This window comes from Chryseobacterium sp. 'Rf worker isolate 10' (assembly GCF_050753305.1).
Lineage (GTDB): Bacteria > Bacteroidota > Bacteroidia > Flavobacteriales > Weeksellaceae > Chryseobacterium.
The window spans coordinates 248,616-261,144 of the sequence record NZ_JBOZOF010000001.1; the positions used below are offsets into that span (position 1 = coordinate 248,616).

Consider the following 12,529-nt stretch of genomic DNA (forward strand, 5'->3'; position numbering starts at 1 on the left):
TATAAAGTTTTATTCAATTTCATTTCCGTGTAATAAAAGTTTATTAAAAAAATCACTGTTCAAATTCTCTATGTATATGTTTTGAAGTTCTGAAGTCCAACCAGATGTTTCTTCTTTTTTGCCATCAAAGGATGATGTAGAATAAAACTTGCCTGTAATAAAATTAAATGATTTTGAATAATTTTTTTTAGCTTTTGTATAACTTAAATCATATCCGATAACCTGTATTTTCTTGTTCTTATTATCAAATCTAAACTTCATTTTTTCAATTACATTTTTTTTTTCGCCGGAAATATTAGGCTTTGTAACTTGGTCTGCATAATCTACTCTAATGGTAATAATTTTATTATTAATAATAGGATCACTTAAATAATAATCTGCTTCAGTGTTGTTATATAGAACACTATTGTTTAACATGGGAATTTCAACAGTTTTGTTCAATGAGGATAAGTAGATGGATAGAATAAAACTAGATAGTTCGGTATTTTGTTTTGACTTAATTACAGCTTTATCTTTAATATTATCATCATCAAAGTATAATGTTTTATTTTGTGTGTCGATGGAGTCAATAGCCTTTGCATTATTCTCTTTACAGCTAAAAAAGAAAGATAAAGGTAATAATAGGAATATTTTTTTCATTTATTCTAATAAGATTTTATCCAAATCAAGCTGTTTAAGGGATGTTTTTTCAGAAATCTCTTTTTGCATCCATTCTTCTTCACCTGTTTTTGCACTAGTTCCCAAAGTTGCAATGAATAGTTTTTCAATAAATAAATCATTATTCTTGAAAAAGACGGGTATAACAATTTTCCGAGATGTATTTTGATATTGATCAGTGTAGCCTAAAATTAAATTGAAAGCTTGTTTGTTTTTTATATTAGTATCTATTTCTATAAAATCACAGTTAATATTTTTGGTGAAAAATACTTTATTATCAGTTTTCGCTTTTAAAGTATAGTCATTTGTGTTTTTTTCTATGAGAATGAGATCATTTTTGTCACTTTTATTAAAGTTAACTCTATAGTTTTTATTTTGTGCAGATTTTGAATTAGAAGAAGGAGTGAGATCTTCTTCATTCATATTTTCTTTAGGTTTTAGAAAATATTTTTTACATTCCGGTAGCTCACATCCTAGAATTTGTGTTTTTTTTCCATCAAAAAAAGAAATGTATGAACCTCCATTAATCTGTAAATCATATTTTTTTCCTCTATATGAATAGCCTTTTATATCAATATTACATGGTGTAATTGGGTATGAAAAATGCCACTCTTCATCAGTAATAGGAACTGATAAATTCATGATTTTTTCAATATCATTACTATTAAGAGACCATGCTTTATCTCTTTCAGTTAATTTTTCTTTTGTAGAATATTCACCTTTACAGTTTGCAGCGTAAACTTTTGTTTCTATTCTCTTTTTTTCATCCTTATCTTGGCCTTTGCAAGAAATTATAAATGAAAATAATATTGAGAAAATTATAGCAGTATTTTTCATAGCCTAAATTTATAGATAGTCTTTAATGGCATTATATACAATTTGTCCTTCTCCCTCTTCTTTAGGAGCTAAATGTTCATGGCAATCAATTTTACTTTTATCTAGATTATAATAATTTAAAAGTGCCTTAACTAGACAGGCTACTGATTTAGCTTGTTCTTTCGTTAAATTTTCCCACCCAGCAACTGGATTTTGTCCTTTTAATCCTAGTGTAGGTTTGCCATCTTTATCAATGGCAAATCCGACAACTTCAATTCCAACAGATTTTGAATTCCATCCAGCACAATGCCATGTTACTTTTGTTAAATTTGCAGTTTGAGTAATGATTCCATCTTTTCCAACCACAAAATGAGTTCCATAGTGATCTATGCCTCCTTTTTTATTTTTTCTTCCTCCTTTAAAAGCATTTATGCACGCCTGGGTTGTTCCACCTGCCGTTCTATGTAGAATTACTTTTTGAACACTTGTTTTTGGATCTTTAAAATTTCCATGTTCAATAACACTTACATGATTTTTTGCAACTCTTGAATGTTGTATGAAGCCATTCTCTACGGTAAATTTATCAATACAGATGCAATCTTTTAAACCACTGGCACAAGGTGTTTTTTCTTTAATTTCTTCTTTGTTTCCTAAACTTATACAGTCTTGTGGATATTTGAATACTATTTTAAGAGCATTGATGGCATTAATTCTTTGATTGTAGCCAATTATGGATGAAGATTTTGTAGCATTTGGTTTGTTAACTAACCTTGATGTATCAAAAATACTATCTTTATCAGCAAATGGATTTATATTTCCCATATCATTATATTTCCAATACCAACCGCTTGACATTGCTGCAACTTCAATATTAGTAGAAACTAACGTTGGGTTGTTGACAACATCATACCCAGAATTATCTTTGAATTTTTGATAATTTCCTCGCAATGTTAAATGTATAAACCCTCTTCCTCTATATGGATCATACCAATATTCTTGATTTTTTTTACCTTCTACACTTTTTACAAAAGAACCTGTTTCATGATAACACTGACCTAAAAAATGAATTTTTCTTATACATGTATTTATATCATAATTCTCAAATGTTTTATTCAATACCTCTGCAAATTTATCATAGGTTTTAATAGTAAATTGCTCATGCCCACCTGTAAATAAATTATCCTTATTCCATTTATAAAAATTTTCACCAGCTTCATCAAATGTAGCTTTTCGCATAGCAATTACCATTTCTTTTAATTCCTCGCCTGTAATTTTCCTGTTACAAAAACATTTTCCTTTTATTTTATTTTGCTGTTCCGGCTGTTTCTGCACCCCCGCCGCACTCTTCACCTTCTCCACTTCCATCAAACCTTCCGAATTTACCCCAAATTTCTGAGATTCTGCAGAAAGATCTTTGGAGATAATTTCAATGAAATAGTTTTGTTTATCGGAATCCGGATCACCGATAGGGGAGTCTACTCCTTTTGCAAAAATATCTTTGGTAATGATAAACCCTGCGCTATCATATATATCATCTATAATTTTAATATTTGAGCTTCTAAATATTTCATCACTGGAAACAGCATCATACTCCCAGATAACATATTGGATGTGTTTTCCTACCATGTTTTTGGAGTGAATTCTTACCCTTACTTTATCACCTACAGCTACTTTAGAAAGTTCTTTTCCTGTATCATTAATGAAAACCGCTTCTATGATATTACCCTTAGGATCTGGCTGTTTGGGAGCTCCTCCTTGTCCTGCAGGGAATTTAGGTGTGTCTTTCTGGGGCTGAGGTTTAGGCTTTGGTTGGTTTTGAGGCTGGCTTTTATAATCCGGATTGGCCACGTCTACATTCACCTGACTTGCTCCCTGAATTTTCCCGGAATAAGTGGCTGTAACATAATACTCATGGTTGGCACCTTCACTTTTATCACCTTTCATCATAAATTGATTGGCAACCTGTCGAAGAATTTTTTCATCAGACATCAGAGATATTTTCACTTCTGCAATCCCTTTTTCATTTACCAGAGCTTTGTAACTGCGGGTATGGCGGTTGTTTTTATTGATAACAGGATCATGACCTTTTCCCGGAGCATCATCTTCCCAAAGATGGAATTCGATCTCTTTATTAAACATGGCGATGCAGTGAGCCTGAGCGATAAGCGTATCACGATAACTGGCTTTATTAACGTCTTTTGCACCTCTGTTGAAGAGCATTACTTTATCTATTTTTGAAACTTTATCACTGGCAGGGATCAATATAAGACTAGCCAACAATTCTTTGGTAGCAGGAAGTCCGGGTAAAATCCCTTTTTTCGTTTCATAGACTTTCATTTGAAATTCTATTCCCAGACCTATTTCTCCAAATCTGTAAGTGACCTTTTCACCAGTTTTAGGTCTTCCGGTGATGTCTTTCCAGCTTCCGTTTTTTTGTTTCCTGTAAAGATACCATTCATATTCACCTTTCAATCCGAATGATAGGAGGGAAGGCTTTACTTCGTAGGAGTAGGTGGTTCCTACCATAGGATTCTGATTCCCAATAATATTTCCTGTCATGGCTTAGCTGTAATAAAGTTCGTCTGTACCTTTTGTATCTTCCTTGAATTCACCAAAATCCACAACAGGATTATAAACCTGCTGTTCCTGGGTATTGGCTTTTTCAACCTGGCTTTTGCCCACTTCACTTTGCTGGCCATGTTTCAGGATGGTTATTTTTCCTCCTGTACTGCACATGAGTTCTGAGATTTCAGTAAGACAGCTTTTTTCCATGACCTTTACTTTTTCATACGTTTTTTGCCATTTTCCGACAGGAGCGTAAGCACAGGGAAGATAGCCTCCCGAGGTGGGTTTCAGTTTACATTGTCCGAATGGTTGTGCAGCAGGATCAAACTGAAGATCATCTTCCGTTACAGCGAGATAATCTGCCTGCCCTTCTTCATCATTCCAGTAATGCTTTTGGTGGCTGGTTACTTTAAATTTTGGAAATTTAAAACCTTGATTACATTGCACTGTTCCTTTCTGTACAATAAAATATTTTCCTTCATGAGGACTGGATCCACTGTCTTCTTTTTTATCTTTCTTTTCTTGTTTATTGGATGGCTGCTCAGTTTTTTCAGATGTTTGTTCACTGTTTTGTTGAAGCTCTTCCGTTGAATTTTCTTCACCAGAAGCTATATCCTCTGAAGATTCTTCCTGAGGGGATGCAGTGATATTTTGAGGTTCCGTTTCACCAGTCATAAGCTGTGGGTCTTCCGGAATAAAAATGGTTTTTCCGGGAACGGGTTCCTGCGTAACATCTTCCGGCGGGCAGTGAAGATTATGATAGGTTTTTAAAATGCCTTCATTTTTCAGCTTGAACTGCCGGGCTAACGAACTGAATGTATCGCCTTTTTGTGTGACATAATTTTTCATATTATCCTTGTGTTATATTGATGTGATGTTGGTGAATAAATTCTTCTTCATGAGTCAGTAAAACCGAAGCTTTCGCCTGAAGTAGATTCTTATTTTTGGTATGAGTGATGTATTCTACTATGATGTTTCCTGATGCTGGTTCAGGTGTAGATTCTTTAAGTTGAATACCGCGCATGATCTCTTGCGACGTGCACAATTCAATGATTTTACCATTGAAAATGGTCGAAACAGAGTCTTTCTCTATATTTTCCTGTTCAATAGTAATTTCGCATTGTACAGGAAAGGAATTCTGTACTAAATAGAAAAATTCTTTCCATTTTGTTTTCTTTTGAAACCAGTCAATTTTGGGAAATAGGGTCTGAAATAGGAGTGTACTTTGAAACTGCCTTAATAAAAACATTTCGTCGTTGATGCTCTTTTCAAACGTATCCATATAATATTGAGAAACCTCTCCTACGTAGAATTCTTCAAGTTCTTTACGTTGTTTGGAAAAAGTAACAATAATTTTCTTATGGTCTGCAAATCCTGTGATTTTGCCTTGTTCATTAACAATAAACTCAAGAGGCATAATGCTTTGCATGCAGGTAATGGAAAGACTGCTTACCTTATCATCAGGAGCATCTCCATTGGATTTGAAATCTTTCTGAAGATAATTCAGGATATATTGACCTGTATTTTTGTCTTTGCGAAGATTGAGCTCCACGGCATATTTGATGTTGACATTAGATTCGAACGGACTTTCAAAAGTTTCATCAACAGTATATATTTTAGCAAAAAAAGAATCGGATAGTTGATTGGGTAGACTATTCTTTCTTTCCTGCTCTTTTTGTTCTTTGGTTTTAAAATCTGTAGGAACAAAGATAGTTTTAACACTATTAAGATTTTCAAACCAGACTGTATCCATTTTTTGACAATGGGAATTGTGAAACAGCTTTAGCTCCTCGCCAGTCATACCCAGTCGGGAAGCGATAGAGGTCAGCGTGTCTCCATTTCGTACCTGATATTGTAAGAAATCAATTTCCATCCAATGTGAATTATCCCATAAAGCTATTAAAAAACTCTATTTGAAATTAATTTTTGGAATTAAATTTTAAAAATTGTAGTAGAATTACGACATAGATTTGAATTGTAGTGCAAAACTACCCCGTCAAAAATTCTTTAAATTTTTGCCACCCCTCCAGAGGATGGGAATTGATACGTCTTCAGTTGAGGTTTTTGGTCTGGATTAGAAATATTTGTTGATACTTTCATAAGGCTGGATTCCTACGGAATGACAAACTGTGTGGATAAAATATCATGGCAATTGTGTCATTCCGTAGGAATCTTAGCTGTTATAAGGGCTTTCAAAGCTTGTGAACTTTTAAAACAGTTCGTTGTAAAGTAAAACCAGCCCATAAAAAAAAACTTTTGTGACTTTTGTGGTTTCATGATATACAATACAAACAAAAGTTATTATTAATTTTAAAGCAATAAAAAAGCAAATATGAAGAATAGATTCTTACACGGAGTTTTCATAATATTGATCAGTTGGGGTTCTGTATATGCTCAGAAGTCCGGCGATCAAGCGTCTGTTTTTTTCACCACTAAAGTACAGGATACTGTAAAGATTGGGGAAACATTTAACGAGAAAGATGCTACAGGCAGTAAGAGTTTAAAAAATAGGATAAAACCCATTCAGGCTAATTTTAAAAGTATCAATTCTATTACAAAATGGACTTCTGTCAAAAAGAAGGATATTGAAGGAGAATCAGCAGAAGGAGGAGAAGCCACATTTTATTATACCGATAAAGGGCTGGAAAAAGTTATTGCCAGACATTATGGAGAAATGGGACAAATACTGATAGAATATTACCTTATGAACGGGCAGCTATCTTTTGTTCTCGAGAAAGAGTACAGGTATAATCGTCCGCTTTTCTACGATACGAAAGCAATGAAAGATAATAATGATACGGAAGCCTTTGATTTCAATAAGTCGGAGGTTATCACAACCAGGAATTACTTTGAAAATGGAAATATCATTATGATCAATAATACTACAGGACGTGGATTTAATATCAGTGCTGATTATCTGTCTGAACAGGAGAAAAACTTAACAGAGAGTTTCAAAAAGCTTCTGAAACTGGCAGAATAATGTCTATTATTTCTTATCAGCTTTGATAATATTCAGTCTTTCTTCCACTTCATTAATTCTTTTTAGCCAATAATTAATTCCTTCCTGATTGGTTACCGTTTCCTTAAAAGCATTACGATTGACCGTCCATAAATGACCTCTGTTTTTTTGATAATCCAGTTCGCGTTCTTTTTTATTTTCAGGCTCTATGCGGTATCTCCAGAATACCAGTGCATGCATATATTCTGAGCGGATTTTTTCCAGATGGGCAATGATAGCTTTTCGATCTTGAGGAATATATCCCGGGCCGGAGCAGCCACACGAATGAAAAGTAATTCCAACCGTATACAAATCACGGATATGAGCCCATTGTTTATCATCATTTTTTGCCGGTGATTTGAAATCAAGTCCCATATTGGCCATCAGATTTCCACATTCCGGGCATTTGGCTTCCACAGAGACCTCGGAGTCCCGGTCCACATCTTTCAGGTGGCGGCGTTTGAATGTTTTCTGGCATTTGAAACAGGCATAATGACCTTTGTAAACCATCATGGAGTATCGGCACATATTAAAATCTTAATCTTTGGTTAAAAGTTATTTTTTTATTTATTTTTTTCCTCTTCATTAAAATTGATTCCCATCAGGCTGCTGGCACTTCTCGGATCGTATACGGACCATACATTTCCCCAGGGAAAGTTGAAGGTGCAGCTTGGGTAAGGAGTTTTCTTTTTTTGGGTGGGCAGCATTTCCAGAATCCTGGTAAGAAATGTATTATTCCGGTGGAAAACTCTCATTTCTTTTTCTTCTGTCCAATCATTCCAGTCTTTTGCATCAGTCTTTTCCCAGGTACTCATATGGATGATATCCAATTGATCTCCGAAAAAGCATAAACTGAAAGAGACCTGATATCCTGTTATTTCTATATGTTGAAAATAATACCAAAAATATCCGGTTTTCACATCCCGCATACTATGATACTTTTCTTTATAGAAATCAGTCTGCTTCAGCTGATCAAATTTCATTCCCTTGTACAGTCTGGTAGTAAAGGTTTCCAGGTCTATAACTCCATTTTCACTGTTAATCAGCATGTCCCAAAAAATTGAAGCTATAAATATACCCGTTTTTTCTTTACAGACAACGAATAATATTTATAGCTTTCAGTAGAAATAGAAATATCGGTGTGTTATTTTGGGCTATGGGTTGGAAATTATTAATGTAGATGGGATATCAGAAAGCCAGAGACTTTTGGTATCGATCAGGTTTTTCCAGCTTTTGCTGCTGATCAGCATCAGATCCTGTGAGTTCAGGAATTCTTTCTCAATCTTTTTCTCATTATACAGCGTAATATGATTAGGAGCAACCTGTTCTATACTTCTGATCAGTTCTTTCACCTCAATATTATTTCGGATCTGTCCGGCAGCATCCAGAATAATAATCTGGGAATTATTGTTATTGATCAGCCTTTTAGCATATTCAAGAAGATAGAAATCACTCAGATTAAATATGGGAACAAATACTTTATCTGCCGCTTTAAAATTTTTTTCTACCAAAATTCCCACAGGAATATTGGTTTTGTCAAGAATCTGAAGGGTGAAATCGTCAAAAGGAGAATTGTTGAATATATTTCCTTTGCCTTTTACGGTGTTCAGAAGCTTTTCAGGATTGATAATTTTGGTTGTAAAACCCAGTAATCGTCCTAATAAACTTCCCTCATACATGGATTTTCCAAGCATGATCAGGAGTAGGTCATAATGTCCTTTATTGGTAATGCTGGCAAGATCACTTTCAATATCGGTAGAGGCTTTGAAGAGGGTAGTTACCTCTAGATTAAGATCGTGAGAGGTTTCAATGACGTTTTGGAATTGTGAATCCTCATATTCGTTAATATCATAAGCATGCATTTCATCTACCGGAGCAATATTCATAGCAGTGATGCTTTTATTGCCATTCATTTTATGAGTAAAATTGTGGGCCAGTTTTAAGAGAGTACTTCCGGATTCCGGTTTATCAAAAGAAAGGAGAACGCGGTACTTGGAATCGTTTTCATGAGTGGGTTCGTCCTGATTTTTTTTAGATTTAAAAATAAAATTAATAAAATCTAAGGCAGGCCCTGTCATAAAAGTAGTGAAAAGTGCCATGATCACAAGCATTGCGAAAATTTGAGGGCTTAAAACCCCAAGGTCATATCCGATGTTTAATACGATAAGTTCCATAAGACCTCTTGTATTCATCAGGGCTCCGATCGTTAAGCTTTCTTTCCAGTTAATGCCTACAAATCTGGCTGTGAGTGCACTTCCTGCAAACTTTCCGAGAACAGCGGTCAGAATAATAAATCCGGCTGTCATCCATAAATGGCTGTCATTCAGAAGTCCGATTTGTGTGCGAAGTCCCGTAAATACAAAGAACAACGGAAGAAGAAGTACCAAAGCCACATCTTCTACTTTATCAATAAAAAGAGTACGGAATTTTGTATTCTCAGGCATAATAGCTCCCGCCATAAAGGCACCGAATAACGCGTGAATACCAATTACCTCAGTAGCATATGCCGATAAAATCAGAGTCAGAAAGAAAATAGCAACCATTGGTTTGCTGATTGTATTTTTTCCTGCCTGAAGGTCTCCGATTCTTTTCAGGAATGGTCTGACAATTTTTATCATTAAAAATACATAAGCAATAGCCATAATAATTACATAGATGGAGCTTGTGAAAGAGCCAGCTTTTACAATAGCAATTACGGCTGCAAGAATACACCATGCCGTAATATCATCGGCTGCAGCACAGGTGATAACAATGGTTCCAAGCTTTGTTTTCTGAAGGTTTCTCTCCTGTACAATTCTGGCCAATACCGGAAAGGCTGTAATACTCATAGAAATAGCTATGAATAAAGCGAAGGAGGTAAACTGAATGCCTTCCGGTGCAAATTCCTGGTAAACAAAATAAGAAAGTCCTATTCCCAAAGCAAAAGGAATAATAATACTGGCATGGCTTATGACTACGGCATCATGAGCTTTTTTTCTTAATACACTCAGATCCAGCTCCATTCCAACAATATACATGAAGAGAATAAGACCTATCTGACTCAGAAACTGAAGGTTGCCTAATGATTCTTTGGGGAAAAGAAATGCCGAAAACTCAGGAAAATACATTCCCACAAGTGATGGCCCCAGCACAATACCTGCAATCATTTCTCCGATGACAGTGGGCTGTTTTATTTTCATACATATCCATCCGAAAAGTCTTGCCGTCATAATGATAGTGACAATTTGCGCCAATAATAACGCAAGCGGATGATGAAGATTGGTTTTGAATGATTCCAGGAAATTCTCCCAGGTAGAGCCGCTGCTGGTGTTAGCAACAATATTTTCTTTTACTTCTAGCGTCTGTCCTTCGATGATGAAATAATACATCAGACAAGAAAAAACGGCGATGGTAGTAATGTAGAAAATTAAATTTTTGTATTTCCCCAAATTCATGATTCCAATATTTTATGCAAAGTTGATAAGAATATAGTTATGTTAAATACTCTTTTTTTTAAAATGTAATGAATGTTCTAAAAAATGTAATAAAATCTATTTGAATGAATATCCCAATCCAAATCCTATTCTCCAGTTCCCGTCCTGATCTGCCGTTTTGGTATTATAGTAAGCCGGAATCTGGAAGGCTATTTTTTTATACACTACTGTGAGACCAGCTCCCAGTGTTGGCACAATTGGACTGTTTTTAGTTCCGGAAGAGTGATCTTCTTTAATTCTCAGGGAAGGAAGCATTCCCAATATAAATTTTACATTTTTGTGAGTAAGGTTTATGTTAGGTCCTGTAAAGTTGAGGTAGGCACCATGATCTACATATCCGGCTACAGCAATTCCGTCAAAAAATGAAACCTTTAATTTGGAAGAGGTTTCCTGGGAAAAACACAGGCCGGATATGAGAAGTCCTGCAGCATAGAAACAATTTTTCATTATAAAATCAATTAATTCTATGCAAAAATAAAGGGATTACCTGCTGAAAAAGGGGAGTTGTAATGAAGAGCTTATATTCTGTAACGAAACCGGAAATATTTGAAAAAGACTTATTTTCCGAATAACTCCATTAGAGAGTTTTTATAAGCATCTCCGATTTGAAGTTTCAGAAAAGTGTTGTCTTCCGAAGGAATGGTGGTAATAATTTCATTGGTGGAAAATACTTTAATGCAAGAAAGTGCAATGATCTCTTTTTTGTTGACCTGTGCAAAATCTTTTGTCGGAAGCATTTCCAGAAGGTTTTTAAAATTCAGGTTTTTTAAAACGATCGTAGTTCCGTCGCTGAGAATGATATCTTTATCCCTGCTGTCGATCTCAGAGGTTTTGATATAAGAAATCTGTTCTGTGAAAATAACCGTTTTCCCAATATTGGTATTCCACTCGATAAAAGTCTTTTTAGGGTTATTTTCTACCAGTTCTTTAGCTTTTTCGAAGGCCTGAATCAGTCTTTCTTTTTTAATAGGTTTCCTTACATAATCTACCACATTCAAATCGAAAGCTTCTGCAGCATATTCTTTATAAGCCGTTGTAAAGATGATTTTTTTGTAACCTGAAATAATCTCAGCCACCTGCAGGCCTGTCATTCCGGGCATTTCAATATCCAGAATACACAAATTACAGTCGAGACTGTCTATTTCGTTCAGAAAAATTTTAGGATCATTGAAGGCTTTTACCACTTCTACATTATCAATCTGCTCACATAGAAGTTTCAAATAACTGATGGCCAGTAATTCATCATCCAGAATAACGCATTTTATCATAGAATTCTCCTAAATTGATTTTTAATTCCGCCGTAAAGATTCCGTTTTTTGAGCTTCTTTCCAGCTGATAATAAGTACTGTAGATCATTTTAAGCCTTTGGTCAAAAGACTGGCTTCCGAAACCGCTTTTCTCCTTTTCCAGAATGTTTTTCAGAGACGCTTTATTGCTGACTTTCATGGTGAAAATCCCATTTTCAAGCTCCATATAAATAGAAATAAAAGAATCCTGAGCAAGGAAATCCGTATGTTTAAAGGCATTTTCAATAAGATCCACAGAGATCAGCGGAGCAAACACTTTTTCTTCATACAGCGCATCAGATTTATTAATCCTTGATTTAATTCTGAAGTCAAAAAGTGGATTGATCTTGATTTTATTGATCTCAATAAGACTTAACGCAAAGTTGAGCTCTTCCTTAGGGCTTACATATTTATTGTTGCTTTCGTACAAAATATAATCCAGCACATTCGCCAGCTTGTCCAGTGACATATAAGTTTGATAAGCATGAGACTGTACCGAATTAAGGATGTTTTTAAACAAATGCGGATTCAGCTTTGTTCCGATATGTTCCAGACGAACCTCATTCAGGCGCTGTTCAATAAGTTTGTTGGTCTCTGATAATTTGGTGTTTCTCTGTTTCAGCTTCTGATTCTGGCTGAAGAGATAAATGCTGGTGGTGAGAAACAGGAAAATGGCAAAAACTCCGATGAATATCAGATAATCATGAATCATGTAGTAGTTGCCTTCCATAGTT

Annotated in this window: 12 protein-coding genes; 1 reads left to right on the forward strand and 11 read right to left on the reverse strand. The window is 35.0% G+C overall.

Annotated features, from left to right (window positions below; translation table 11 throughout):
- Nucleotides 1-9 precede the first annotated feature (9 nt).
- Genes LKL37_RS01160 through LKL37_RS01180 form a run of 5 tightly spaced genes read right to left on the reverse strand, consistent with a single transcriptional unit; the run spans nt 10 to nt 5,911 of the window.
- Nucleotides 10-639: a hypothetical protein gene (locus tag LKL37_RS01160; RefSeq protein WP_431608748.1), complete on the reverse strand. Its 630-nt coding sequence runs from the start codon at nt 637-639 to the stop codon at nt 10-12.
- A complete protein-coding gene (locus LKL37_RS01165; protein WP_431608749.1) occupies nt 640-1,494 on the reverse strand; it encodes a hypothetical protein in 855 nt (284 codons plus the stop codon).
- Between the two features lie 9 nt (nt 1,495-1,503).
- The gene (locus LKL37_RS01170; protein ID WP_431608750.1) at nt 1,504-4,032 is read right to left on the reverse strand and encodes an N-acetylmuramoyl-L-alanine amidase; all 2,529 of its coding nucleotides are present in this window, start codon (nt 4,030-4,032) and stop codon (nt 1,504-1,506) included.
- Between the two features lie 3 nt (nt 4,033-4,035).
- Nucleotides 4,036-4,887 carry a DUF4280 and LysM peptidoglycan-binding domain-containing protein gene (locus tag LKL37_RS01175; RefSeq protein ID WP_431608751.1) on the reverse strand — a complete coding sequence of 284 codons (852 nt, stop codon included), beginning with the start codon at nt 4,885-4,887 and terminating at the stop codon, nt 4,036-4,038.
- A gap of 1 nt (nt 4,888) precedes the next feature.
- Nucleotides 4,889-5,911 (reverse strand): LysM peptidoglycan-binding domain-containing protein, encoded by a 1,023-nt coding sequence (locus LKL37_RS01180; protein ID WP_431608752.1) that lies wholly within the window; start codon nt 5,909-5,911, stop codon nt 4,889-4,891.
- 459 nt (nt 5,912-6,370) lie between these two features.
- On the opposite strand from LKL37_RS01180, the gene LKL37_RS01185 reads away from it, so the two are divergent.
- Nucleotides 6,371-7,018 carry a hypothetical protein gene (locus LKL37_RS01185; RefSeq protein ID WP_431608753.1) on the forward strand — a complete coding sequence of 216 codons (648 nt, stop codon included), beginning with the start codon at nt 6,371-6,373 and terminating at the stop codon, nt 7,016-7,018.
- A 6-nt stretch (nt 7,019-7,024) separates the two neighbouring features.
- On the opposite strand, the gene LKL37_RS01190 is transcribed toward LKL37_RS01185, so the two are convergent.
- The 6 genes from LKL37_RS01190 to LKL37_RS01215 form a co-directional block, all read right to left on the reverse strand.
- Complete coding sequence (locus LKL37_RS01190; RefSeq protein WP_431608754.1) at nt 7,025-7,549, reverse strand: hypothetical protein; 525 nt, start codon at nt 7,547-7,549, stop codon at nt 7,025-7,027.
- Nucleotides 7,550-7,599: 50 nt separating this feature from the next.
- A complete protein-coding gene (locus LKL37_RS01195) occupies nt 7,600-8,085 on the reverse strand; it encodes a hypothetical protein (protein WP_431608755.1) in 486 nt (161 codons plus the stop codon).
- Between the two features lie 105 nt (nt 8,086-8,190).
- Nucleotides 8,191-10,470: a cation:proton antiporter gene (locus tag LKL37_RS01200; protein WP_431608756.1), complete on the reverse strand. Its 2,280-nt coding sequence runs from the start codon at nt 10,468-10,470 to the stop codon at nt 8,191-8,193.
- Between the two features lie 96 nt (nt 10,471-10,566).
- Nucleotides 10,567-10,956, reverse strand: a complete 390-nt coding sequence (locus LKL37_RS01205) for a hypothetical protein (protein WP_431608757.1) — start codon at nt 10,954-10,956, stop codon at nt 10,567-10,569.
- A 110-nt stretch (nt 10,957-11,066) separates the two neighbouring features.
- On the reverse strand, nt 11,067-11,777 hold the full coding sequence (locus LKL37_RS01210) for a LytR/AlgR family response regulator transcription factor (RefSeq protein WP_431608758.1): 711 nt from the start codon (nt 11,775-11,777) through the stop codon (nt 11,067-11,069).
- Nucleotides 11,752-12,525, reverse strand: a complete 774-nt coding sequence (locus LKL37_RS01215) for a histidine kinase (RefSeq protein WP_431608759.1) — start codon at nt 12,523-12,525, stop codon at nt 11,752-11,754. The genes LKL37_RS01210 and LKL37_RS01215 overlap by 26 nt, the downstream gene beginning before the upstream one ends.
- Nucleotides 12,526-12,529: the final 4 nt, after the last annotated feature.

What these genes read in the sequence shown, in the direction of transcription:
- LKL37_RS01185 (WP_431608753.1), top strand. Translation starts at nt 6,371, where the DNA reads ATGAAGAATAGATTCTTACACGGAGTTTTCATAATATTGATCAGTTGG.
- LKL37_RS01205 (WP_431608757.1), bottom strand. Translation starts at nt 10,956, where the DNA reads ATGAAAAATTGTTTCTATGCTGCAGGACTTCTCATATCCGGCCTGTGT.
- LKL37_RS01195 (WP_431608755.1), bottom strand. Translation starts at nt 8,085, where the DNA reads ATGCTGATTAACAGTGAAAATGGAGTTATAGACCTGGAAACCTTTACT.
- LKL37_RS01175 (WP_431608751.1), bottom strand. Translation starts at nt 4,887, where the DNA reads ATGAAAAATTATGTCACACAAAAAGGCGATACATTCAGTTCGTTAGCC.
- LKL37_RS01165 (WP_431608749.1), bottom strand. Translation starts at nt 1,494, where the DNA reads ATGAAAAATACTGCTATAATTTTCTCAATATTATTTTCATTTATAATT.
- LKL37_RS01160 (WP_431608748.1), bottom strand. Translation starts at nt 639, where the DNA reads ATGAAAAAAATATTCCTATTATTACCTTTATCTTTCTTTTTTAGCTGT.
- LKL37_RS01180 (WP_431608752.1), bottom strand. Translation starts at nt 5,911, where the DNA reads ATGGAAATTGATTTCTTACAATATCAGGTACGAAATGGAGACACGCTG.
- LKL37_RS01190 (WP_431608754.1), bottom strand. Translation starts at nt 7,549, where the DNA reads ATGATGGTTTACAAAGGTCATTATGCCTGTTTCAAATGCCAGAAAACA.
- LKL37_RS01215 (WP_431608759.1), bottom strand. Translation starts at nt 12,525, where the DNA reads ATGGAAGGCAACTACTACATGATTCATGATTATCTGATATTCATCGGA.
- LKL37_RS01170 (WP_431608750.1), bottom strand. Translation starts at nt 4,032, where the DNA reads ATGACAGGAAATATTATTGGGAATCAGAATCCTATGGTAGGAACCACC.
- LKL37_RS01200 (WP_431608756.1), bottom strand. Translation starts at nt 10,470, where the DNA reads ATGAATTTGGGGAAATACAAAAATTTAATTTTCTACATTACTACCATC.
- LKL37_RS01210 (WP_431608758.1), bottom strand. Translation starts at nt 11,777, where the DNA reads ATGATAAAATGCGTTATTCTGGATGATGAATTACTGGCCATCAGTTAT.